The sequence below is a fragment of the Pauljensenia sp. UMB3104 genome (assembly GCF_030217285.1).
Taxonomy (GTDB): domain Bacteria; phylum Actinomycetota; class Actinomycetes; order Actinomycetales; family Actinomycetaceae; genus Pauljensenia.
This window is the reverse complement of record NZ_JASONN010000121.1, coordinates 1-347: the sequence shown is the minus strand read 5'-3', so window position 1 is coordinate 347 and position 347 is coordinate 1. Positions and strand designations below refer to the sequence as shown.

Below are 347 nucleotides of genomic sequence, written 5' to 3'. Positions count from 1 at the left end.
CCGCAAGCAACCTCAGTCGTACTTAGCCCCGAAGAAACCATCGCTGATTATAAGACCAAGCGAGCAGAACTCGACGCGCAAATCGACGCCAAGATCGCCCAAATCGAAGCACTCCTGGCGGTGACCGAATGATCGCCGACCGCCTCCGCGCTGCCATCCTCCAAGCCGCCATCAGCGGCAAACTCACCAAGCAACTCCCCGAAGACGGCACTGCCGCAGAACTCCTCGAAACCATCAAAACCGAACGCCACCAACTCGAAAAGGAGGGCAAAATCAAAAAGCAGAAACCACTGTCGCCAGTGTACAAAGCAGACGAACCCTTCGAACTGCCAGGGACGTGGGCGTAC

General features: G+C 56.8%; 1 protein-coding gene. It reads left to right on the top strand.

All coding sequences use genetic code 11. The annotated features are described in order from the left end of the window. Nucleotides 1–128: 128 nt before the first annotated feature. A partial coding sequence (locus QP415_RS11015) for a hypothetical protein (protein ID WP_442953483.1) occupies nt 129–347 on the top strand: 219 nt, incomplete at its 3' end.